Here is a 21,448-nt window from a genome sequence, read left to right on the forward strand (position 1 = left end):
ACAGACTGTAGTTTCGGCGAAAGAAGCAGCTATGAAATTCCCGGCATCTCTTAACGATATAATAGAGCGGATCGATACTATCGACCCAAAGGCGTATGCACAGACCAGAAATTATTTTTCGGGCGCTGTCTCACAACTGTCACCTTATATATCGCGCGGGATAATCAGTACGCGTTTCGTATATTCGCGTCTTAGGGAACGTTATGCTGCGCAGGAATGCGTTCGTTTTGTGAGCGAACTACTCTGGAGGGAATATTTTCAGCGCCTGCAGCAGCATGATCCTTCTATTGACACACGCCCCCGGCTGGGCAACGGTATTGGTAAAAGGGCAATCCCGGAAGGTATGCTTAGGGCTGCAACCGGTATTGATGCAGTAGATACTGCTATAAGCAACCTTTACCGGGACGGGTACATGCACAACCATGCCAGGATGTATACCGCGAGCCTGTGTATCATGGCTGGCTATAACTACCTCCAACCGGCGCGGTGGATGTACTACCACCTCCTTGATGGTGATGTGGCCAGCAATTTTTGTTCCTGGCAGTGGGTGGCAGGCCTCCACACGGGAAAGCGCTACATTGCGAATCAGGAAAATATTAATACGTACAGTGGCACTGCCCAAAAAGGCACCTCCCTTGATAAAAGCTATGCAGATATTGAGCAGCTTAGCTACCTCCCTGAACTCGAAGAGCAGGCACAGCTTGACTTCGCAACGCTGCTGCCCGATCCCGGGGAACTCTCACTACAGGATGCACCGGTGCTCATTTACAATAGTTACAACCTGGACCCGCTCTGGCGAAAAGATAGTACAGCAAACAGGATACTGCATCTTGACCCCGCCCACTTTGCAGCATACCCCGTGAGCGAAAAGGTTATGGATTTTATAATGGCAGCAGCGCGCCATATTGATGGACTGCAAATCTTTAAAGGTGCGTACAGCACCCTGAAATCAAGCTATCCCAACCATACCTTTATTGCAAAGGAACACCCGCTTTTCAGCTACCCCGGTGCAATTACCGATCCGCGTGATTGGCTGGCCGAAAAAGTCGACGGGGCGTACCCGTCATTCAGTAAATATTATAGTGCGGTTAAAAAAATATATTATGCAGATTACATCTAAAAATTACATTGTGGCTGGAGCCAGCAGTGGTATTGGCCTTGAATTAGCCCGTATGCTCATGAAGGAAGGATTTACCGTTTATGGAATCAGCCGGACCCCGGGGCCATTGGAAGGTGAAGACCTGTACAGGCACTTACCTCATGATTTCCTGAGTGATGAACCGCTACCGGATATTACCGCTGATGCAGCAGGCATTGCTTACTGTCCCGGTAGTATTGTACTCAAGCCCATAAACAGGGTAACCCGGGACGACGTAAACAAAGCCATTACTCTCAATGCAACGGCTGCGCTGTGGTTTGCACAACGTTACCTTGCTAACATAAAGGGTTCAGAAGATCCCTCTATGGTTTTCTTCAGTACGGTAGCCGTACAATCAGGGTTGCCTTTCCACGCGGCGATTGCAATGGCAAAAGGCGCGGTAGAAGGCCTTACGAGGGCGCTCGCAGCCGAACTGGCACCATTGGTACGGGTAAATGCCGTGGCCCCTTCGCTGACCGATACACCTCTTGCCGCAGGATTGCTCAATACAGAAGCGAAAGCCGAAGCCAGCAAGGCGAGGCATCCACTCAATACTGTGGGGACTGCAAAGGAAGTTGCACTGGTTGCCTTTCACCTGCTGACACAATATAAATGGGTAACCGGCCAGGTTTTTGGCATTAACGGCGGATTAGGAACAATAGTGAGATAACCATGAAGATACTTTTAACAGGCGCAACAGGCTACATAGCACAAAGGCTCCTTCCTGAGCTTTTGGCACAGGGACATGACGTAATATGCCTCGTCAGGGATGCCCGCAGGTTCGACACCGGAAAATTCGGCGGCAATAACCTGCCAAAAGTTGTGGAAGCCGACCTGTTGGAGTATGATAGCCTCGCGGTATTACCCCGGGATATTGATGCAGCATATTATTTGGTACATTCAATGAGCGCCTCGGGCGAATTCACAGAACTTGAAGAACGCGCTGCCCGCAATTTTACAAAAGCGATAGCATTGACCCGCGCAAGGCAGGTTATTTACCTCACAGGAATTGCCAATGACACAAAACTGTCCGCGCACCTGGCCTCCCGCAAACATGTTGAAGATATTCTTTCCGCAGGGCGTGTTCCCCTTACCGCATTACGTGCAGGTATCATTGTAGGGTCCGGCAGCGCCTCTTTTGAGATCATTCGCGACCTGGTGGAAAAGCTTCCGGTAATGGTGGCGCCAAAATGGCTGGATACCCGCTGCCAGCCCGTTGCAATCCGCAATGTGGTAGAATTCCTGTCCGGTGTACTCCTCAATACCGATACCATCGGCAGGCATTTTGATATCTATGGCCCGGATATACTTACCTACAGACAGATGCTGATGCAGTTCGCAGCAGAAAGGGGCCTAAAGCGCTGGATCATCACAGTGCCGGTCATGACACCGAGGCTTTCCTCCTATTGGCTCTATTTTGTCACGTCAACCTCTTATCCCCTGGCAAAAAACCTCGTAGACAGTATGAAAGTAGATGTGGTAGCAGTGGCAAACGGCCTTGCCGCATCGCTGGGCATACGGCTTATACCCTATCGTGAGGCTATTGCCCTGGCTTTTGGGAAGATTGAACAGGATATGGTGCTCTCCACATGGAAGGATGCACTGGGCACAAGCCGTCAGGACAGCCTGTACAGTAAAGTGCAGGTGCCTGAATTTGGTGTGTTTACCGATGTAAAGACAATGAAAGCACCGGATACGCAAAGGGCAGCAAACAGGATTTTTGCCATAGGTGGAACAGCAGGCTGGTATTATGCCGACTGGCTTTGGGGTTTCAGGGGTTTCCTTGACAAGCTTTTTGGAGGGGTTGGCCTCAAGCGCGGCCGCAGGAATGCCGCCTCTATATCTGCCGGTGAATCGCTCGACTTTTGGAGGGTAATTTATGCCGACCGTAAAGAAATGAGGCTATTATTGTACGCAGAAATGCGGCTTCCCGGAGAAGCCTGGCTCGAGTTTACCATTGTAGACGGTATTGTAACGCAAACCGCAACCTTCCGCCCGCTGGGGCTGGCGGGAAGGCTTTACTGGTATATCGTACTGCCATTCCATTATTTTATATTTAACGGGATGATAAAAAAGATTGCATCATGAAAAAGACAACTAACATATTCAGCCCGCAGCAACTCGACAGGATCATAGAGATGGCATGGGAAGACCGTACCCCATTCGAGGCTATAAAGTCGCAATTTGGGCTTAATGAGAGCGAAGTGCGAACCCTTATGCGCAAAGAGCTGCGGTTTTCAAGCTACAGAAATTGGCGCAGGCGCGTCGAGCAGTGCAGCACAAAGCATGCTGCCAGGCGTGTTGAAGGAATTACACGCTTTAAATGCACCCTGCAGCGTACCATCACAAACAACAAAATATCCAAGAGGTGAAGCAGGTGAAAAAATCTGACCTCCCCGTAAAAATTTGCGTACAGTGCGGCCTGCCTTTTACCTGGAGGAAAAAATGGAAAAAAGATTGGGATAATGTAAAATATTGCAGCGAGCGATGCAGGATGAAAAAGGATTAAACGGTAGTTACCGCGTGCTGCGCCTTGTGCTGGGCGACCAGCTTACTATGCAGCACCAATGGTTTAGTTCGCCATCTGATGAGGTACTGTATGTAATGATGGAAGTGCGTACTGAAACGGACTATGTGTGGCATCATATACAAAAGGCATGCGCGTTTTTTGCCGCAATGGAGCGTTTTGCACAGGAACTTGTAGCGGCAGGGCATCATGTACTGTACCTGGCTTTAGACAACCCACTGAACCTGCACAGCTTTGCCTCTAACTGCAGCCGGCTTATCAGCCACTACAATATCACGCGATTTGAATACCAGCTTCCTGACGAATACAGGCTCGATAAGGCGCTTAAAACATTCTGCAGCAACCTGGATATAGCATGGGAATCGTACAACACAGCACACTTCTACACCTCCAGGGGTGAGGCATCAGAGTTCTTTGGCAGCAGGAAGGGTATGGTGATGGAGAGCTTCTACAGGCACATGCGCAAAAAGCACGGCATCCTTGTTAGTGGTGGTGTACCGGTTGGGGACCAATGGAACTTTGACCAGGACAACCGCAAAAAATTACCCCGTGGCCACAGGCCGCCTCCGCCGCTTCATTTTGATAATGATGTTACCTCCCAATATGCCCGTATCATCGCTGCGGATGTAAAGACAATAGGTACTATAAACCCTGCTAACTTTCCATGGCCGTTGGACCGAACCCAGGCCCTTGAACTGTTAAGGCATTTTACAGACTATTGCCTGCCGCTCTTCGGGACCTTCCAGGATGCAATGCATACCGGGGAGTATTCGCTTTACCATTCAAGGCTTTCGTTTTGCATGAATACCAAGATGCTTTCACCGCGCGAGGTAATAGATGCAGCACTATTTTCGTGGCAGGAAAGCGGGGGCGGCATTGCCTTAAACCAACTCGAAGGCTTTATAAGGCAGATCCTTGGATGGCGTGAATATATGAGGGGCATTTACTGGATGAAAATGCCTGGTATGGAAAAGATGAACTATTTCGGGAATGACCGCAAACTACCGGAATGGTATTGGACCGGAAATACGCGTATGAAATGCATGAAGGAGTGCATAAACCAGTCGCTCGGTCATTCCTACGCCCACCATATCCAAAGGCTAATGGTAACCGGAAACTTTGCGCTGATTGCGGGTATAGAGCCTTCAGAGGTCGATTTTTGGTACCTGGGCATCTATATAGATGCGATTGAGTGGGTGGAACTTCCGAACACCAGAGGTATGAGCCAGTTTGCCGATGGCGGGCTGACAGCATCCAAGCCGTATGCAGCAAGCGCCAATTATATTAATAAAATGAGTAACTACTGTAGCGGCTGCCATTATAACTATAAGGCACGAACAGGCGATGCTGCCTGCCCTTTCAACAGCCTCTATTGGGATTTCTTTGACAGGAACCGGAGTAAGCTCAAAGACAACCCGCGTATCGCTATGGTCTATCGCCTATGGGACCGGATGGCGCAACAGGAGCGTGCTGCTATACTCACCCGTGCACAAGAATGCCTTGATACTATTGATAATCTATAAAATTAAATGATAATAAGCAGGCCGGGGTACTGTTCGGGTCCGGGGTTCCACCAGCCATAATTTCTGAAAGAACTGCGGCACAGGAGACCAACAAATTAAAAATTTCGTAAAATGAAAAGCCTTTATGATGACCTCTCACAGCAGGTGAGCAGGATAACCACAAAAAAATACAGTACCAGTTTCTCCCTCGGTATTATGGCGCTTCGGCCCTCTATACGCCCGGCGATCTATGCGATATACGGCTACGTGCGACTTGCCGACGAGATTGTAGACAGCTTTCATGAATTCAACAAGAGGGAGCTGCTGGAGCGTTTTCGCCGGCAGACATTTGAGGCCCTGGATGAGAGGATATCTATAAACCCAATCCTGAATTCGTTCCAGGAAGCAGTCAGGCGGTATGGTATCGGCAGGGACCTTATCATCCAGTTCCTTAAAAGCATGGAAATGGACCTTGACCCTTTGAGCTATGACAGCAGGCTTTATGATGAATATATACTGGGTTCGGCCGAAGTGGTGGGCCTCATGTGCCTGCACGTCTTCACCGAGGGTGATAAAGATTCTTATCACAAGCTGAAGCCTTATGCTATGAAACTCGGTTCGGCTTTCCAAAAAGTGAATTTCCTGCGTGATCTCAATCACGATTACTCCCAGCTTGGACGCACTTATTTCCCGGGGCTGGACCTTGCCGCTTTTGATCACCAGTACAAAAATTCGATAGAGCGGGAAATCGCATCAGAATTTGAAGAAGCTCTTGTAGGTATCAGGCTGCTCCCGCCCTCTTCACGTTTCGGCGTATATCTGGCCTGCCGCTATTACTTTTCGCTTTTGCGGAAGATTCGCAGGATTCCTGCAGAAAAGTTGTTGGACGGCAGGGTACGCATTAATAATGCGGGGAAAATAACGGTAATGGTACGCAGCTATGTACGCTTTAAGTTCGCCTCCATATAACATTGTTACCAACATCTCTTCTATTTGGCACCGCGGACTTTAGATTTCGTGCGGCAGGACTGATTAAATTTTAACAAAATTATAAGAATTGTTAATCGATATAGGTTAATTACATAGCGATATTGCTGAATATGAGCCTTAAAGTGGTGATTTCAAATATAATTCTGTATTTCGGGATTAACAATCGTTAAAGCAGGATAATACATCTGAAAATGAGTAATTTGTTATTAAATTCGTGATGACTTTACTGGCGGTCATGTGGCTTTCAGTACATGCTGAAGAGATTAAGATGGAAGAGATACTGGAATTTCTTGAAAAGTTTTTTGATACCGGAGCCTTCCCGCCACGCTGGCATTGTGGCAGGTGGAGCGAGTTTCACGGATGGCTGTATATAGTATCCGACGTAGCTATATGGGCAGCTTACTTTGCCATTCCGCTAATTTTGCTGCGTTTCGTAAGGAAGCGCAAAGACCTTCCTTTCCCTAAGATTTTTTGGCTCTTTGGTGCATTTATTTTAGCCTGTGGCCTCACACACCTCATCGATGCTGTAATCTTTTGGCTACCTATATACCGGGTAAGCGCATTTGCACGTTTTGTAACGGCCATCATTTCCTGGGTTACGATACTATCTCTTTACAGGATCATTCCGCAGGCACTACAACTACGTTCAGCAAAGGAACTCGAACGCGAGGTGGCGCTACGTACTTCGGAGCTTCATGAAACAATCGAAAAAATGAGGTTCATGGCAGATGTTATGCCGCAAATAGTATGGACGGCCAAACCTGACGGCACCATGGATTACTTTAATAAACGCACCCAGGAGTTTACAGGCAAGGCCTTTGATGAACTTGAGGGCTGGCGCTGGTCTGAAATCCTGCATCCTGATGACAGGGAACATACGGTAGAGCGATGGAATGATGCTTTGAAAAACAAGGTGCAGTTTGAGGTAGAAAACCGGATATTATCAGCTGACGGCCTCTATTACTGGCATCTTACACGCGCTGTGCCGCAAATGGGAGAAACAGGCGAAGTGATCTGCTGGATCGGGACCGCGACAAATATAGAACAGCATAAGAAAAACGAAGAAATCCTAGAAAGGAAGGTAGCCGACAGGACCGAAGAACTGCGCATTGCAAACGAAAGCCTGTTGCAAAGCAATTCAGACCTGGAACAGTTTGCCGGCTTTGCGTCCCACGACCTGCAGGCTCCATTGCGCAGCATGACTATGTATATGGACATGCTCTCCCAAAGGAACCAGGCTGTACTGGATGAAAAATCCATAGGCTATATAAGCAAGGCAGTAAGCGCCGGACAGCGTATGCGAAACCTTATAGAAACCCTTTTGACATACTCAAAGGTAAATTCTAAAAATGCCCAGTTGGCAGAAGTAGACCTGAATGGGATTATCGATATAATAAGAAGTACAATAACAGACGTATACCCTGCGCAAAAAGTAGCGTTGCAGTCTCATATCAACCATACTGTAATTGCCGATGAATTGCTAATGACGCAGTTGCTGCAGAATCTTGTGGCTAACGGTATAAAGTACAATTCCAGCGAGGTGGCAGTTGTAACCATAGCAACTGAAGAATCTGCGGGACACATCCTGATTTCCGTTACTGATAATGGCATAGGCATACCGCATAAGCATCAGGATGCCATATTTAAAGTTTTTACAAGGCTTCAGGCAGATATGGATGGTACAGGCCTCGGGCTCGCCATCAGCAAAAGAGTTGTAGAAAAGCACAAGGGAACAATTTCGGTAGACTCAGAGCCGGGCCGTGGTACAACGATCACGGTTGCTATCCCTAAGCGCCCATAGTGCAGGTAAGGTTTAAATCCCGGGCCAGGAAGACGAAGCCTTAGTGACCGCCGCAGAAAGTAAGTGATAATGTAATTTTTAGTAGCGATTATGCTCCCGGCTATCGTTATTTCCTATAGTGATGAAAGCGGCAATTGCCGCTTTCTCTAATTTATACAGCAGTATTTCAAATGCTGCTCTTTTAAACGGTTCATAATTATAGCGATGCAGCAGCAAAATATAATGGCATCCCGATGGTTATATTTACCGGGAAAGTTACCCCCAAAGCCATCGGCAGGTAAAGGCCGGGATTTGCCTGAGGCGCGGCAATTTTCATTGCGGCGGGGACAGCGATGTAGGATGCGCTTGCCGCGAGCACCCCGAAAATAAACCTGCAGGAAACATCGTCAGTAACTGCATTGCTTAAATAAGCAGCGGCAGTGCCATTGATTAGCGGCATCACAATACCGAAGGCAAAAGGGAACCATCCTTCCCTAAACAGGGCGCTGAGCTTTTTACCGCTTGTAATGCCCATATCCAGTAAAAATATGGCCAGAAAACCTTTAAAAAGGTCTGTTGTAAAAGGTTTGATACCCTGTGCTTGTTCCGCGCTTGCAACGTAACCGATGCAAAGGCTTCCCAATATCAGCAACACGCTGCCGTTGGTAAGCGAATGGCGCAGCACATCCTTTGTACCGGATGTACCTTCCTTTTGGCTAAACAACGATATCAGGAGAAGCCCTGCAATAATAGCCGGCGATTCCATCAGGGCCATTATTGCCACCATGTGGCCACTCAGGGCCATTCCTTTCATTTCTAAAAATGTTGCAGCCGTTACGAATGTAACGGCACTTACCGAACCGTATGCTGCCGCAATGGCACCCGAATCGGCAACCTTGAATTTTTGTTTCAGTATAAAGAAAAGGTACACCGGTATCACCACGGCCATCGCCAGGCCAAAAGCCATTGACCAGAGTATCTCTGCCGTAAGGGCTTCATGAGATAACTCCTGCCCTCCCTTAAAGCCTATTGCAAAAAGCAGGTACAGGGATATGAACTTAGAGGAATTCGCCGGAATTTCTAGGTCACTCCTCACATAAACGGCTATGATGCCCAGTACAAAGAAAAGCAGGGCGGGATTAGTCAGATTTTCAATAAGCAGGTCAAGATTCATCGAAATATATTTTTAAATTTATGGTTAGTGAAAGCAGATACGGCCTGTGGCGGCCCTGAGTATAATTTTAATATTACAATTGCCACGACGCTCGTTTCAACTTGTCATTAAGTGCCGCGCCAACACCTTCCGCGGGGAATTCCTGTACTATGATAAGGTCAAGCCCTAATCCGTCCAACCTGTGGAGCGTACCATACAAGTTGGCAGCAACCTCATCCATATCAGCGGAAGGGCTTAATGAGCAGGATATCGTAACAGCGTTGTTTATAAAGAATTCGCCATAATATAACACTCCTATCTTCTTACCTTTATGCTGTTCCGCCAGCTTTTGGAGGTCATTGGAAAAAACGAGCGGTGTTGCGGGGGCATAATGCCTTGGATACATACCGGGGGCAACTTTTGCTGCGCCTGAATGCCTGTCAATGAAGGTAGCACCGGTTACAGCCATTATTTGCCCCGCAGTGATGCTTCCATGCCTGTACACCACAACATCAGTGCCTTCGAATCCTACAATTGTCGATTCAATGCCTACTATGGAGGGGCCACCGTCCAGGATCAGGGGGATTTTTCCGTCGAAATATTTAAGCACGTGGGCTGCTTCGCTTGGGCTGATTGCGCCAAAAGGATTGGCGCTGGGTGCGGCAACGGGCTCACCGACAATGGATAGCAAAGCCAATGCTGCCGGATGGGCGGGCATTCGCACGGCCACGGTTTCCAGCCCTGCCGTAACTACGTCCGGAACGGTACTTCGCTTTTTGAGAAGCATGGTCAATGGCCCCGGCCAAAATGCCCGCGATAGCTGCCTTGCTAACTCCGGTACCTCTGCCGCTACATCATCCAGTTGCGACAGGCCGGCAATATGCACAATTAACGGATTGTCGGCGGGGCGGCCTTTAACTTTAAAAATATTGCTGATCGCAGTGTCCGAATTAATAATGCCGGCAAGCCCATAGACAGTTTCTGTGGGCATTCCTATTACTTCACCGTCGAGCAGCCGGCGTGCCGCTTCCGGTATGTTAGTGGTTAAAATAGTTTTTCTCATGGGTTACACATATCGCAATACATCGGTTCTTCTGCCTCTTTTCCGTTAGGGTACTTCGTTTCCGTGCTAAAGCCGCATTTCACGCAGCAATAGATATGGCTTAGCGCCGATGCTGTAGGAAACCTGCATGCACTACAGGGAAGTCCCGGCCGTATGTCCGTAATGCTAAAACCCGGCGTGCTACAGGAGGGGCAAAGGGATAGCGCCTTAGCGAAAAGTTTATCTGCTGCCCTGGCAATGGCCTGCATACGGCTGGGGTTGTGCATAGCGCGCATGTCGGTTTCAATAAAAAAACTACCGTAATCGTTCAGGTACTTCTGTCCCAGCTTTGCCATCAACTCAGGGTCGTTGACACCTTTAACCATTCCCCGGGTGCTATCTTCAGATTTTCGGATTATCACCGCATGGCCCGGAAATTTAGCCTGAACGAGAAAGGTTTCAAGTTCCTCTAAATTTGTGATCAGCGATCCGCTGAAGTTTGTATCCAGGGTAAGTTCGCGTGCTAGTATTTCTACGCCATTCACCAGGTCTTTCAACATTATCAGTTCATCGTCTCCTGGGGCTATAAACAGCGTAGGGTGGGGACCGAACGACCCTTCGCTTGCAATGGCGAGGTCATATCCGTATAAGGCCATCCCTTGATCGCACTTGCGCCGCAGGGTAGCCAGTGCGTCACCATGCCTCTGAATTTCTCCGGTAAAAGTGCCAAGATAATCAGTATCATAGGCATGTGCTACAGTACATGTTACGCCGAGAGCCTTCTCTGCCAGTGGGGCAATGACCTGCTCCTTACCGTGCTTGGTAACAATTAGTAATTTACGGCCCTTAAACATCACTTCATCATTATATCTGCGGTAATGGTAACCGTGGCAGCAGGATCCATTGCCGAAATTTGTTCCATGAATTCCTCTCTCGTTTTTAACAGCTGCTCTTTTCGTTTTAGGGAGCGGTCATCAGTATGGCCATTACGTATCTCGCTGCGAAAACTTTCCCTGTTGTGGAAGTTGATCTTGTATTCTAAAAGGGCGAGTATGACCTCTTTGGCCTCAGCTGCAGTAAAGGCGCCCTCGATAAGCTTAAATTTTGACATTTTTCAAATGGTATTTATTTATTAAACAACAGCATAAAATCACAAGGCACGCAACCAGGCTTCCTGCATCCGGGACATTCCCCGAAGGGAGGGACAGCAATACAGCTGTCCCTATGATAACAACCAGAGCACCGGCTGCCTTTAGCTGCCTGCCGGGGGCAAATCCCCTATTGGCCCTGCCCGAGCGAGTATGCATCTTTTCCATCGAATCTATACAGGTTTTCAGTTTTGATTACATCCAGTCCGCTTTTTTCTGCCAGTTCTAATAGTTTAATTATCGTGGCTTTGGCCAGTGTTGTGCCATCAGCTAGCTTAAAGCGGCAGCGCCAATGGTCGGTGCAAAACGTCTCGCTGAAGCCTTCCGGCCATACCTTTATACCCCTGTTGGTTATCATGGTGAGGTGTACGCCCTCCTGCTCAATAGTTTTTACCCTACCGGCAAGCTCATCGGCATCCGAACCAGTCCAGTGCAGGAACAGGTCAACACCGCAAAGTTCTTTCGCCGCAGGAGCCTTCCGCCTGTATTCCGGCATTACAATCGCTTTATCTTTGGCATAATTTACCTTTGGCAGCGTCGCGGGCTGCTGCCCGAGGTTAGCGATAACCGCCTGCGCAAATTCTTTGGTCCCTGCCAGCTGTGTGCTTATGCCCTCCTTATAAAGGTCGTAGGTATGGATACCGTCCTCTATGGTCTTTAGCCAGGCATTCTGTACTTTCTCTGCCACATCAGTCTGCCCAATGTGGGTAAGCATCATCACCGCACCCTGGAGCAGCCCGGATGGGTTGGCCATGTTCTGCCCTGCCCTGCGCGGAGCCGAGCCATGGATTGCTTCGAACATAGCGCACTCTGAACCAATATTCGACGAACCTGCCAGGCCAACAGAACCGGCTATCTGGGCAGCTACATCCGAGAGTATATCACCGTAAAGGTTAGGCATCACAATGACATCAAAAGCCTCCGGGGTATCGGCCATTTTTGCAGCGCCGATATCGATGATCCAGTGCTCATTTTCAATTTCGGGATATTCTGCAGCAATTTCATCAAATACCTTGTGGAAAAGCCCATCGGTTTGCTTCATTATATTATCCTTGGTAAAGCAGGTAACTTTTTTCCTGCCGTACTGCCTGGCATATTCAAAAGCATAGCGAATGATCTTTTCGCAGCCCGGCCTGCTTATAAGCTTCAGGCACTGCACAACCTCATCGGTCTGCTGGTGTTCGATACCGGCATAGAGATCCTCCTCGTTTTCCCTTATTATAACAACATCCATAATAGGATGCTTGGTCTGAACAAAAGGATGCAGGCTTATGCATGGCCTTACATTGGCATACAATCCGAGGAATTTGCGCGTAGTTACATTCAGGCTTTTATAGCCGCCGCCCTGAGGGGTCGTGATCGGGGCCTTTAGGAAAACCTTGTTGCGACGTATTACGTCCCACGATTCCCTGGCAATACCTGCCGTATTGCCGCTCAGGTAAACATTCTCCCCAATTTCGATCTCTTCCACCTCAATCCGCGCTCCTGCCGCCATAATAACTGAAAGTGTCGCATCCATAATTTCCGGCCCTATGCCATCGCCTTTTGCTACAGTGATTTTTTTCATAAAAAGTTTTTTAAATGATTTACAGGACAAAGGTATTTTGACGTATTCATATATTTTTATTTATATTTGAAATGAAATACATAAAAATTATTTATGAATTACACACTGCACCAGTTACAGATTTTCCTAAAGGTATCGCAAACCCAAAGCATCACAAAAGCGGCTGAAGAACTTCACCTCACCCAGCCTGCCGTCTCGATACAGCTTAAAAACTTCCAATCCCAATTCGATATTCCCCTGACTGAGATCATAGGAAGAAAAATCTACATAACCGCTTTTGGAAAGGAAGTTGCATTAGCCGCAGAGGCGATACTCGAACAGGTGCATGCCATTAATTACAAAACCGCTGCCTACAAAGGCCAGCTATCGGGAAGGTTAAAAATATCGGTGGTATCGACCGGCAAATACGTAATGCCTTATTTTCTCTCCGCTTTCCTTAAAACCAACCCGGCGGTAGACCTGGTGATGGATGTTACCAATAAGCGCGAAGTACTGCAAAGCCTTAATAACAACGAGGTAGATTTTGCACTGGTATCCGTATTGCCGGCGAAGATGGAAATTGAAAAACTCGACCTCTTAAAGAACAGGCTGCACCTGGTGGGCAACACCTCACGCACCTTTGATAATGTGGCTTCGCTGGACATATTCAGTGACCTGCCGCTGATCTTCCGGGAAGAAGGATCCGGTACGCGGCAAACGATGTCCGAATTCCTGGCCCGAAACGAGATCCCGCACATCAAGAAAATGGAGCTTACATCGAATGAAGCCGTAAAACAGGCTGTGATCTCGGGTATGGGCTATTCAATAATGCCGCTGATAGGACTTAAGAATGAATTGTTTAACGGCGACCTGCAAATCATACCGGTCAGGGGGCTGCCAATTACTACAATGTGGAGCCTTATCTGGCTTAAAGGCAAAAAGCATTCCCCTGTAGCAATAGCCTATCTGGAACATTTGAAGGAACAAAAATCGCATATTATTGATTCCGGGTTTTCTTGGTACGAAAGGTATTAGTGATTTAACAAATGTTAAATAAAACTAATAATCCCCAAAACAATAGTAACACTATTATATTTGCAAGTAAATTGAATAATGTGAAAAATTTACTTTCGAACCTTAAAATCCAGGTTAACCCAAAAATTTACCTGAAAGACCCTGAAACCTCAGAACTGGGCCGGAGGATCGTTCAGGAAAGCATAATCCTTATAGATGAGATTGGGTTTGACAACTTTACATTTAAAAAGCTTGGCGAACGCATCGGCTCTAATGAAAGTTCCCTTTACAGGTATTTCGAGAATAAGCACAAGCTGCTGGTGTACCTTTCCTCCTGGTACTGGAGCTGGATGGAATACAGGATCGTATTCGCTACTGCGAATATCTCAGACCCTGAAGAAAAGCTGCGCCAGGCAGTTACCCTCGTTACAGAAAAAATAGAGGATGATGAGAGTACGAGCTACATTGATGAATCGATCCTGAACCGGATTATCATAGCAGAGTTTACCAAAACTTTTTTGACCAAGGAAGTAGACGAGGAAAATAAAGAAGGGTTCTTTTTGATATACAAGCAGATCATCAACCGTATTGTAGCCATGATCGCAGATTTGAATCCTGATTTTCCGTATCCGAGATCTTTTGCCTCAAGCATTGTAGAAGGCTCACTCCACCAGCATTTTATAAAAGATCATTTTAAGACAATAACAGACTGCAACGAAAAGGTAAGCCCTACAGATTTTTATCTTTATCTTATAAACTCATTAAATAAATAGTTTTATGACCCCAGCAAAACGATTCTTCAGCTTACTGAAGGTTGACAGGAAAGATGTCTACCAGATATTCTTCTATGCGCTTTTCGCAGGGCTGATCAGCCTATCGCTTCCTTTGGGTATCCAGGCGATCATCAATTTTATCCAAAGCGGAAAGGTAAGTGTGTCATGGATAGTGCTGATCGTTGTAGTTGTAGCGGGAGTTGGGCTTGTAGGCCTCCTGTCCCTGATGCAGCTGCGTATCACTGAGAACCTCCAGCAGAAAATTTTTGTGCGCGCTTCTTTCGAATTTGCCTATCGGCTTCCCAAGATAAAGTTTGGTGAGCTTTACAGCAATGTATATCCCCCCGAACTTGCCAACAGGTTCTTTGATACCATGTCCATTCAAAAGGGTGTTTCAAAACTGCTGATTGATTTTTCTTCTGCATTGCTCCAGATCAGTTTTGGCATAATCCTGCTATCCTTATACCATCCTTTCTTTATCCTGTTTGGAATACTGCTGATTGCACTTTTGTACCTGATTTTCAAATTTTCTTACCAGCCCGGCCTGGACACAAGCCTCAGCGAGTCGAAATATAAATATAAGGCAGCAGACTGGCTTCAGGAAATCGCCAGGAACAGTTCATCATTCCGCACAACGCTGAACTTTAATTTTGCGCTTGAAAAAAATAATACGCTTGTAAACGGCTACCTTAATTATCGCGAAAAGCACTTTAATATTATTCAGCGACAGTTCATACAGCTAATTATCTTTAAGCTGATTATTACTTCGGGACTTCTTTTGATCGGCGGATTCCTTGTACTTAACCAGCAAATGAACATTGGGCAGTTTGTCGCTGCCGAAATTATTATCCTGTTGGTAATTAATTCCGTTGAAAAAATTATTCTAGGTCTGGAGAGCTTTTACGATGTGCTCACATCGATAGAAAAAATCGGGCAGGTTGCCGATATGGACATTGATGACGAACAGAATATTGAGGCACTGCCGGAAGGAAGCGAAATGACACTGGCTGCAGAAAACGTTCGTTTTCGCTTTCCCGGCGGAGATAAAGACATACTCAGAAACGTGAACCTCCGGATTACCCCCGGTGAGAAAATATTGCTACAGGGCAATAACGGCGCTGGAAAAACCACATTGATACGGGTGCTTTCAGGATTGCTCCAGCCTACATCGGGCGCGCTTTCCATAAACGATGATTCCCTTGTAAAAATCGACCCTTCCTCCTACCGTGCACGGATAGGCTGCATTGTTCAGGGTGAAACTCCTTTTGAAGGGACAATACGTGAGAATATTACCTTTAATAATCCCGCGATAGGAATTGCTGACGTGCGATGGGCGCTCGATGCAGTACAACTGACGGATTACATTAAGTCACTTCCCGACGGCCTTGACACTAAAATTTACCCCGAGGGACGGCAGCTCTCTTCGTCTAATGCACAAAAAATACTGCTGGCCCGCAGTATCGTGCACAGGCCCTCTATTTTGTTTTACGAAGATCCTACCGACCGTATGGATAAAGATGCCGCAGAGGCAATTATAAAATTTATATTTTCAGGTAAAAACCCGTGGACCGTTGTCGTTTCCTCTGCCAATATACATTGGGAGTCCAGGGCAACCAGGCAGATCATAATGGAAAACGGCAAGATAGTCAACGACCAATACCAAACGCCATGCTAAATATATCAAATAATAAAAAAGCAAGAATAGAATCGGTAGAGCAATTCAGCACCGTGAAGCAGCTTGCCAACAGGCCGCATTATAAAATACTCAACAGGATAATTATAGGATTATGCCTGTTGGCGGTACTGGTGCTTTTCCTTCCCTGGACACAAAACGTATCCGGAAGCGGTGCCGTCACTACCCTAAAGCCAAACCAGCGTCCACAGACGATCCACACCGCTATAGCGGGCCGTATAGAAAAATGGTATGTAAAAGAGGGCGATTTTGTAGAGAAGGGCGACACGATCCTTTTCATTTCGGAAGTTAAGGAAGATTACTTTGACCCTAACCTTGTAAATAATACCAAACAGCAGGTAGACGCCAAAAAAAGCTCGCTTGAATCGTATGACAGCAAAGTGAAATCGCTGGAGTCCCAAATGGCGGCACTCTCCAATGAGCTGACACTTAAAATCCAGCAGGCTAATAACAAAATAAGACAGGCACGGCTTAAAGTTAAAAGCGACAGCATTGATCTTGAAGCGGTAAAGACCCAACTGAGGATTGCTACTACCCAGTTTGACCGCTCAACGCAACTCAACAAGGACGGCCTTAAGCCCCTTACTGATGTTGAGGAAAAGAGGCTCAAGCTACAGGATGCGCAGGCTAAGATAATTACACAGGAAAACAAGCTGCTTACCGCTAAAAATGAGCTTATTAATGCGCGAGTGGAAATCGGCAGGCTTACAGCAGAGTACAATGAAAAAATTGCAAAATCAAGCAGCGACAAATTTACTGCGCTGAGCAGCCAGTTCGACACCGAAGCGCAGGTATCCAAGCTCGAGAACCAGTATGTGAATTACAGCATACGCAATGGCATGTACTATATTAAAGCGCCGCAAAGTGGCTATGTTAACCGCGCCCTCCAGTCAGGTATTGGCGAAACTATAAAAGAGGGTACTTCTGTTGTGAGCATAATGCCCGCCAGCTATGAAATTGCCGTGGAGACCTACGTAAAGCCCATCGATCTCCCTCTCCTGAAAAGAGGCGACGAAGTGCGGGTATGGTTTGACGGCTGGCCTACAATCGTTTTCTCGGGGTGGCCGGGCATGTCTTACGGTACATTTGGAGGCCGGATTGTGGCTATCGAAAATTTCATCAGCCCTAACGGCAAATACAGGGTGCTCATTGCGCCGGATAAGAATGAGGCTTCATGGCCTAAACAGCTCAGTATTGGTGCCGGTGTACAAACCATAGCCCTTCTCGATACCGTGCCAATATGGTTCGAGATATGGAGAACCCTCAATGGTTTTCCACCCAATTATTACCAGGCTGAACCAAAAAATGAAAATTCTAAAGAAAAATGAAAACGAGGGCTTTTATAATCATATTGCTGTTCTACGGCTATATAGCTGCTGCTCAGTCATTTTTGCCGGGTGAGCTCAGCTTTAGCGAATACATAGGATACGTAAAGAAATACCATCCGCTTGTAAGACAGTCAGGACTGCTGGTGAGCAGCGCGGAAGCGGAGCTGATGGCTGCCCGAGGCGGATTCGACCCGAAGATAGAGGTCGATTATAATGAGAAAAATTTTAATAATAAAAATTACTATTCGCTGCTAAACAGCTCCTTTAAGATACCGACGTGGTATGGAATTGAAATCAAGGCTGCGTTTGATAACAGCGAAGGTATCTATGTAAATCCTCAAAACACTACGCCAAACAGCGGCCTTACCTCAGCAGGTATATCGGTACCTTTAGGCCAGGGGCTGTTCATAAATAAGCGAATGGCCGATGTGCGGATGGCAAAGGTGCGCCTCCAGCTTAGCGCTGCCGAGCAAAAAATACAGGCAACCGAAGCCATACATGAGGCTGCACTTGCCTACTTTAACTGGAAAAGAGCTTTTGATGAAGCACAGCTATACGAAACCTATCTTGACTATGCCCAGGTGCGTTACAATGGTATAACAAAGCTTATTGAGGCCGGCGACAAGGCTGCAATTGACAGCATAGAAGCAGGAATCCTGGTTAAGACCCGGAAACTCAACCTTACCGAGGCCAGGCTAAAGCTTACAAAGTCCAGGCTCGAGTTGTCCAACTTCCTTTGGATAGATAATGTTCCCGTAGAGTTGGCCGAAACCTTGATCCCGGAAAAAAATGTCAGGAACAGCGTTGATGCCAGCTTTAACATCAACTTAAAAACCACTGCATCATCAGTGATAGAGAGCCATCCTAAAATACAGGCGTTGCAAAGCAAGATTGGACTGCTTGAAATTGAGCGCAGTTATAAGGCAAATATGCTGCTGCCCCAGGCAGATGTAAGCTATAACTATCTTTCTGAACCGGATTACTTTACCAATTACCGGTTTGAAGATTATAAGATAGGCCTTAATTTCAGCTTTCCGTTATTCCTCCGTAAAGAGCGTGGCGCCCTGAAGCTTGCAAAACTGAAAATTCAGGACGGGTTGCTGGACCTGGATTTTGAGCGCGTCGCGTTAAAGAACAAGATCCTTGCCCACCAGGCTGAAATAGAAACGCTGATCCAACAGCAAAAAACGACAGCAGAACTGGTAAGGGACTACTCCGCCATGCTATCATCAGAAGAGAGGTTATTTACATTTGGGGAGAGTTCGCTATTCCTTATCAATTCCCGGGAAAATAATGTTGTAAGCAGCAGGCTCGCCGAAATAAATACGGAAAACAGGCTGCTGGCATCGCTTGCTGGCCTGTTCAGGGTACTTAGTAATCCGCAATAATTTTACCTTCGAAACTACTGCTGTTACAAAAGACGATAACAGTAACAGGAAACTTTAAAGTCCCGGTTTACAGGTTACAGTGCCCTGGCTGGCCTGTTTACCGAACATTGTATTTGTCATTGAGGACCGTATTGCCGTCTGCTGAAAATATTGCCCTTCGGTTTTCTTCATTTGCAAGCTCAAACGTTCCATTGACCACGTATTTATATTCTGTAAAAAGGTAGCCTGTAGCTATTTGTACCGTGGCTTTGTACGTTCCCGAAACACTATCGTATACAAGTGGGTAGTCCTGCTCCCAGCTTAATGGCTTATCGCCGCCCCTTACAGCTACTGAACTCCCCGGGGGTATTCCTTTCGTGTCTATGGTAAAGGTGACAACTTGCTGCCTTGTTTCCTGCACGCAGGAGTACAGCAGTAAAGTGATGAGTAACAGCATTATTTTTTTCATGATTTTTTATTGCGTTTAGTTAGAAGATAGTCAATGCCAAACCTGCCGCTGCCCAGTACCATGGTGTATAGTGTGACAAAAGAAAACCCGAGCGCAGGCAGCATGCTCCAATAGCCGTTTTGCATCTGCTGGAAAAAAGCAGCAACAAGCATGGTACTACATATAAGCAGCGATGCTATCCTTGTCTGAAGGCCCGCAAGCAGCAGCAAGCCGCCCACTGCTTCGCTGAATCCTCCCATCCAGGCAAAAAATGCCGGAAAAAGTGCAAACGGTTCGCCAAATTGCGCCACATCGTTGGGGAACCAAAACGCAATCTCAAAAAAACCAAGATTCAGGTCGGGGTCAGACCAGGGCATACCGAATTTTTGTGCGCCGAAATCAAAAGCCATAAAATAGCCGCAAACCAGCCTTGGCATTGCAAGGAGGACATCCTGTCTCCAGTGCGGAAGCGTAACAGGTACTGTTAGTCGTCGTAATAATTGCATAGTGTATGATATTTTTGGCTAAAGTAGCTGCATTGCAACACAGTGAAGCACCGAATTATAATATGGTCGCTACTTAATTTTATGAATATGAGCCATATTTCAATATCTTTAAACCGGAAAACTCAAACCTTCCACAATTTAAGCAGACTCCTATGCAATTTGATTTCGGGCTTCACAGTTCGCTGCTGCTGGTTTTCCTGGCGCATCTCTTGGTATATTCGGGGTTATGCCTGCGCAGGTACCTGGCAGACAGGCACGCATCCGACTTCTGGCTTGCGCTGTTGCTTATGCTTACGTTCCTTTATGTATGCCCATGGATGTTGGGCTTTGCCGGATGGTACTCGAAACAACCCTTCAGGGATATCCTTTTTTATGTACCGTTCCAGCACCTCTACCTGTTGGGGCCGGTCATCCTTTTCTATGTACTGAGCCTGCTCAACCCCGGCTTCAGGTTCCGGAAAAAGTACCTTGTCCATTTCATACCATCAGTATTGTATCTTATCTACGCTATATTTATAGTGGTTTATGATAAGCTGGTCTTTGGCGGGTATTATTTTCTGGCAGATGAAAGGGACCGTGATTTTGACGACTGGTACCAGATAAGCGGCTTTATCAGTATGATTATTTATTTTATTGCGGCACTCCGGTTCTATATCAGCTACAGGAAGATAGTACTCAATTTCCTCAGCAATGCGGATGCTTTTTCATTCTCCTATGTCCGGAATTTCCTCATTGCGGTGCTTGGGACACTTATAAGCTGGTGCGTAGTTGCCATATACGGGCTTTTCTTCAGGGTAAATTTCCTGGACAGCTGGTGGCATTTCCTGTTCTTCTCGGTTTTTAGCTATTATGTAGCCATTGCGGGCTATTCGAATGCAGTCAGGTCAAAGGTTTACATAGAAAGGTGGACATTGCGCTCGACGGGCAGGATTCTTTTGGCTAAAGGAAACAAAAGGCTCGCAAATGGTTTAACAGAAAGCGTTTTGCTTGCAGAGCCACAGGATTTGCAGGAACCGGAAATCGACGCTTTGCCGGAAGACTACCCCGAATGGCTGGAGAAGATCAATGCAGTGATGCAATCTGGAAAATGTTATGAAGATCCCGAACTATCCCTACCCCAGCTTGCGGCGATGCTTCAGCTGAGCGTTCCGGTACTTAGCCGTATCATCAACAAAGGAAGCGGCATTAATTTCAACGACTTTATAAACGGCTATCGCGTTAGAGCTGTAATTGCCCTGCTTACTGAAGGTGCACATAGGCGAAGCACCATACTGGGCCTTGCTTACGACTGCGGCTTTAACAGCAAGACTACCTTTAACCGCGCTTTCAAAAAGCAGACAGGGCTTTCTCCAAAAGATTTCATTGCATCACTCCCCGAAGTGAAATAGGGTTCATATTATAATAGGGGCGCTTTGTTTGAATATCCCTGCTTAGATTTGTACAAACACGCCACCACAATTCCGCATGTGCCTATTAATTAAACCTTTTACCAC

21 protein-coding genes are annotated in these 21,448 nt (G+C 46.8%); 14 read left to right on the forward strand and 7 right to left on the reverse strand.

What is annotated here, in order from left to right:
- Nucleotides 1–31 precede the first annotated feature (31 nt).
- The 8 genes from AAEO56_RS12070 (at nt 32) to AAEO56_RS12105 (ending at nt 7,958) form a co-directional block, all read left to right on the forward strand.
- Nucleotides 32–1,120, forward strand: coding sequence for an FAD-binding domain-containing protein (locus tag AAEO56_RS12070; protein WP_341697319.1), 1,089 nt, complete (start codon nt 32–34; stop codon nt 1,118–1,120).
- Nucleotides 1,104–1,808: an SDR family NAD(P)-dependent oxidoreductase gene (locus tag AAEO56_RS12075; RefSeq protein ID WP_341697320.1), complete on the forward strand. Its 705-nt coding sequence runs from the start codon at nt 1,104–1,106 to the stop codon at nt 1,806–1,808. Before AAEO56_RS12070 ends, AAEO56_RS12075 begins: the two co-directional genes overlap by 17 nt.
- 2 nt (nt 1,809–1,810) lie before the next feature.
- Complete coding sequence (locus AAEO56_RS12080) at nt 1,811–3,226, forward strand: SDR family oxidoreductase (protein ID WP_341697321.1); 1,416 nt, start codon at nt 1,811–1,813, stop codon at nt 3,224–3,226.
- The gene (locus tag AAEO56_RS12085; protein ID WP_341697322.1) at nt 3,223–3,510 is read left to right on the forward strand and encodes a TIGR03643 family protein; all 288 of its coding nucleotides are present in this window, start codon (nt 3,223–3,225) and stop codon (nt 3,508–3,510) included. The genes AAEO56_RS12080 and AAEO56_RS12085 overlap by 4 nt, the downstream gene beginning before the upstream one ends.
- A 5-nt stretch (nt 3,511–3,515) precedes the next feature.
- Nucleotides 3,516–3,647 (forward strand): DUF2256 domain-containing protein, encoded by a 132-nt coding sequence (locus AAEO56_RS12090; protein WP_341697417.1) that lies wholly within the window; start codon nt 3,516–3,518, stop codon nt 3,645–3,647.
- Entirely contained in the window at nt 3,626–5,188 is a 1,563-nt protein-coding gene (locus tag AAEO56_RS12095) for a cryptochrome/photolyase family protein (protein WP_341697323.1), read from the forward strand. The genes AAEO56_RS12090 and AAEO56_RS12095 overlap by 22 nt, the downstream gene beginning before the upstream one ends.
- 111 nt (nt 5,189–5,299) lie before the next feature.
- The gene (locus AAEO56_RS12100; protein WP_341697324.1) at nt 5,300–6,136 is read left to right on the forward strand and encodes a phytoene/squalene synthase family protein; all 837 of its coding nucleotides are present in this window, start codon (nt 5,300–5,302) and stop codon (nt 6,134–6,136) included.
- A gap of 238 nt (nt 6,137–6,374) precedes the next feature.
- The gene (locus AAEO56_RS12105; protein WP_341697418.1) at nt 6,375–7,958 is read left to right on the forward strand and encodes a sensor histidine kinase; all 1,584 of its coding nucleotides are present in this window, start codon (nt 6,375–6,377) and stop codon (nt 7,956–7,958) included.
- A 196-nt stretch (nt 7,959–8,154) separates the two neighbouring features.
- On the opposite strand, the gene AAEO56_RS12110 is transcribed toward AAEO56_RS12105, so the two are convergent.
- From AAEO56_RS12110 to AAEO56_RS12130, 5 genes are all read right to left on the reverse strand, one after another.
- Entirely contained in the window at nt 8,155–9,111 is a 957-nt protein-coding gene (locus AAEO56_RS12110; RefSeq protein WP_341697325.1) for a sodium-dependent bicarbonate transport family permease, read from the reverse strand.
- A gap of 73 nt (nt 9,112–9,184) precedes the next feature.
- Nucleotides 9,185–10,153, reverse strand: a complete 969-nt coding sequence (locus tag AAEO56_RS12115; protein ID WP_341697326.1) for an L-threonylcarbamoyladenylate synthase — start codon at nt 10,151–10,153, stop codon at nt 9,185–9,187.
- Entirely contained in the window at nt 10,150–10,986 is an 837-nt protein-coding gene (locus tag AAEO56_RS12120; protein ID WP_341697327.1) for a DUF6671 family protein, read from the reverse strand. Before AAEO56_RS12120 ends, AAEO56_RS12115 begins: the two co-directional genes overlap by 4 nt.
- Nucleotides 10,986–11,243, reverse strand: a complete 258-nt coding sequence (locus AAEO56_RS12125; RefSeq protein ID WP_341697328.1) for a hypothetical protein — start codon at nt 11,241–11,243, stop codon at nt 10,986–10,988. The genes AAEO56_RS12120 and AAEO56_RS12125 overlap by 1 nt, the downstream gene beginning before the upstream one ends.
- Nucleotides 11,244–11,410: 167 nt before the next feature.
- Complete coding sequence (locus AAEO56_RS12130) at nt 11,411–12,847, reverse strand: NADP-dependent isocitrate dehydrogenase (RefSeq protein ID WP_341697329.1); 1,437 nt, start codon at nt 12,845–12,847, stop codon at nt 11,411–11,413.
- 93 nt (nt 12,848–12,940) lie between these two features.
- Between AAEO56_RS12130 and AAEO56_RS12135 the strand changes: the two genes are divergently transcribed.
- The 5 genes from AAEO56_RS12135 (at nt 12,941) to AAEO56_RS12155 (ending at nt 19,022) form a co-directional block, all read left to right on the forward strand.
- Nucleotides 12,941–13,861, forward strand: a complete 921-nt coding sequence (locus AAEO56_RS12135; RefSeq protein WP_341697330.1) for a LysR family transcriptional regulator — start codon at nt 12,941–12,943, stop codon at nt 13,859–13,861.
- An 80-nt stretch (nt 13,862–13,941) separates the two neighbouring features.
- Nucleotides 13,942–14,613 carry a TetR/AcrR family transcriptional regulator gene (locus AAEO56_RS12140; RefSeq protein ID WP_341697331.1) on the forward strand — a complete coding sequence of 224 codons (672 nt, stop codon included), beginning with the start codon at nt 13,942–13,944 and terminating at the stop codon, nt 14,611–14,613.
- A 4-nt stretch (nt 14,614–14,617) separates the two neighbouring features.
- Complete coding sequence (locus AAEO56_RS12145) at nt 14,618–16,288, forward strand: peptidase domain-containing ABC transporter (protein WP_341697332.1); 1,671 nt, start codon at nt 14,618–14,620, stop codon at nt 16,286–16,288.
- Entirely contained in the window at nt 16,282–17,634 is a 1,353-nt protein-coding gene (locus AAEO56_RS12150) for an HlyD family secretion protein (RefSeq protein WP_341697333.1), read from the forward strand. Before AAEO56_RS12145 ends, AAEO56_RS12150 begins: the two co-directional genes overlap by 7 nt.
- The gene (locus tag AAEO56_RS12155; RefSeq protein WP_341697334.1) at nt 17,631–19,022 is read left to right on the forward strand and encodes a TolC family protein; all 1,392 of its coding nucleotides are present in this window, start codon (nt 17,631–17,633) and stop codon (nt 19,020–19,022) included. The genes AAEO56_RS12150 and AAEO56_RS12155 overlap by 4 nt, the downstream gene beginning before the upstream one ends.
- Nucleotides 19,023–19,119: 97 nt before the next feature.
- Here the strand turns inward: AAEO56_RS12155 and AAEO56_RS12160 are convergent, their stop codons facing one another.
- Nucleotides 19,120–19,470 (reverse strand): hypothetical protein, encoded by a 351-nt coding sequence (locus AAEO56_RS12160; protein WP_341697335.1) that lies wholly within the window; start codon nt 19,468–19,470, stop codon nt 19,120–19,122.
- Entirely contained in the window at nt 19,467–19,955 is a 489-nt protein-coding gene (locus AAEO56_RS12165) for a DoxX family protein (RefSeq protein WP_341697336.1), read from the reverse strand. The genes AAEO56_RS12160 and AAEO56_RS12165 overlap by 4 nt, the downstream gene beginning before the upstream one ends.
- 152 nt (nt 19,956–20,107) lie before the next feature.
- On the opposite strand from AAEO56_RS12165, the gene AAEO56_RS12170 reads away from it, so the two are divergent.
- Nucleotides 20,108–21,343, forward strand: coding sequence for a helix-turn-helix domain-containing protein (locus AAEO56_RS12170; RefSeq protein ID WP_341697337.1), 1,236 nt, complete (start codon nt 20,108–20,110; stop codon nt 21,341–21,343).
- The last annotated feature ends 105 nt before the right edge of the window (nt 21,344–21,448 follow it).

This window comes from Flavobacterium arundinis, from assembly GCF_038289855.1.
GTDB lineage: Bacteria > Bacteroidota > Bacteroidia > Flavobacteriales > Flavobacteriaceae > Flavobacterium > Flavobacterium arundinis.

Coding starts and splice junctions, on each gene's coding strand:
- AAEO56_RS12110 (WP_341697325.1), bottom strand. CDS start 9,111: ATGAATCTTGACCTGCTTATTGAAAATCTGACTAATCCCGCCCTGCTT.
- AAEO56_RS12080 (WP_341697321.1), top strand. CDS start 1,811: ATGAAGATACTTTTAACAGGCGCAACAGGCTACATAGCACAAAGGCTC.
- AAEO56_RS12095 (WP_341697323.1), top strand. CDS start 3,626: ATGCAGGATGAAAAAGGATTAAACGGTAGTTACCGCGTGCTGCGCCTT.
- AAEO56_RS12130 (WP_341697329.1), bottom strand. CDS start 12,847: ATGAAAAAAATCACTGTAGCAAAAGGCGATGGCATAGGGCCGGAAATT.
- AAEO56_RS12160 (WP_341697335.1), bottom strand. CDS start 19,470: ATGAAAAAAATAATGCTGTTACTCATCACTTTACTGCTGTACTCCTGC.
- AAEO56_RS12165 (WP_341697336.1), bottom strand. CDS start 19,955: ATGCAATTATTACGACGACTAACAGTACCTGTTACGCTTCCGCACTGG.
- AAEO56_RS12170 (WP_341697337.1), top strand. CDS start 20,108: ATGCAATTTGATTTCGGGCTTCACAGTTCGCTGCTGCTGGTTTTCCTG.
- AAEO56_RS12105 (WP_341697418.1), top strand. CDS start 6,375: ATGACTTTACTGGCGGTCATGTGGCTTTCAGTACATGCTGAAGAGATT.
- AAEO56_RS12115 (WP_341697326.1), bottom strand. CDS start 10,153: ATGAGAAAAACTATTTTAACCACTAACATACCGGAAGCGGCACGCCGG.
- AAEO56_RS12150 (WP_341697333.1), top strand. CDS start 16,282: ATGCTAAATATATCAAATAATAAAAAAGCAAGAATAGAATCGGTAGAG.
- AAEO56_RS12155 (WP_341697334.1), top strand. CDS start 17,631: ATGAAAACGAGGGCTTTTATAATCATATTGCTGTTCTACGGCTATATA.
- AAEO56_RS12145 (WP_341697332.1), top strand. CDS start 14,618: ATGACCCCAGCAAAACGATTCTTCAGCTTACTGAAGGTTGACAGGAAA.
- AAEO56_RS12085 (WP_341697322.1), top strand. CDS start 3,223: ATGAAAAAGACAACTAACATATTCAGCCCGCAGCAACTCGACAGGATC.
- AAEO56_RS12135 (WP_341697330.1), top strand. CDS start 12,941: ATGAATTACACACTGCACCAGTTACAGATTTTCCTAAAGGTATCGCAA.
- AAEO56_RS12100 (WP_341697324.1), top strand. CDS start 5,300: ATGAAAAGCCTTTATGATGACCTCTCACAGCAGGTGAGCAGGATAACC.
- AAEO56_RS12075 (WP_341697320.1), top strand. CDS start 1,104: ATGCAGATTACATCTAAAAATTACATTGTGGCTGGAGCCAGCAGTGGT.
- AAEO56_RS12125 (WP_341697328.1), bottom strand. CDS start 11,243: ATGTCAAAATTTAAGCTTATCGAGGGCGCCTTTACTGCAGCTGAGGCC.
- AAEO56_RS12120 (WP_341697327.1), bottom strand. CDS start 10,986: ATGTTTAAGGGCCGTAAATTACTAATTGTTACCAAGCACGGTAAGGAG.
- AAEO56_RS12070 (WP_341697319.1), top strand. CDS start 32: ATGAAATTCCCGGCATCTCTTAACGATATAATAGAGCGGATCGATACT.